The organism is Kitasatospora nipponensis (genome assembly GCF_039528135.1).
In the GTDB taxonomy this organism is placed as follows: domain Bacteria; phylum Actinomycetota; class Actinomycetes; order Streptomycetales; family Streptomycetaceae; genus Kitasatospora; species Kitasatospora nipponensis.
In genome coordinates this window covers 1-676 of sequence record NZ_BAAALF010000753.1, presented here as the reverse complement: position 1 = coordinate 676, position 676 = coordinate 1, and the positions used below count along the sequence as shown (strand labels likewise).

Sequence of the window (676 nt, the reverse complement as noted above, 5' to 3'; positions counted from 1 at the left end):
ACCACGCTGGCCCTGGCCTGGGTCGCGGCCGGCAAGCGCGCCGCGTACGTCACCGACGGCGGCGACCTCTCCTCGAGCGTCCACTTCGCCGCCGGGATCGCACTCTGCCGGGCCGCCGGCTGCGTGGTAACCGGCATCGACAGCGCCCCGGTCGGACCGGCCGGCCGCGGACTCGTGGTGGCCGCCGACGCCGAGACCCACGGGCTGCTCATGTCGATGATCCACGGTCACTCGACCGTCGCCTGATCGGACGTCAGCTCACCCGCTCCGGATCATCGGCAGCGGCACACAGCGCTCCGAGGACGGTACCGAGTACCACCGCAGCGCCGAAGCACCAGCCTGCCCACCAGCAGCCCGAGCGCCAGCACGAGTATCACCAACAGCTCCCGGACGGGTTCGGGCCGCTGCGCTGAAAATGACGGCGGTGCACAGGGGCCGTGGCGTGAAGGGCACCTGACAGCCGGTAGGGCTCACAACGGCACGGGGCCCGAAAACCTGTGGCCCTTGCGCAGGCCGTGCCACAGAATCAGGACCAACGACCACCCGTAGCTCAGACCAGCAGAGCACCGGCAGATGACGGATGTCGCCGGTTCAAGTCCGGCCGGGTGGCTCGTGCGGGTATAGCTCAGTCCGGTAGAGAGCAACCGCCTCCAAAGCGGTGAGCCGGGGGTTCGAT

1 protein-coding gene and 1 tRNA gene are annotated in these 676 nt (G+C 69.7%); both read left to right on the top strand.

All coding sequences use genetic code 11. From position 1 onward, the window contains the following. Positions 1 to 246: inositol monophosphatase family protein (locus ABD323_RS43130; protein WP_344447495.1), on the top strand; the 246-nt coding region annotated here is incomplete at its 5' end. A gap of 293 nt (positions 247 to 539) precedes the next feature. Beyond that, positions 540 to 610 (top strand) — tRNA-Ser (locus ABD323_RS43125). The last annotated feature ends 66 nt before the right edge of the window (positions 611 to 676 follow it).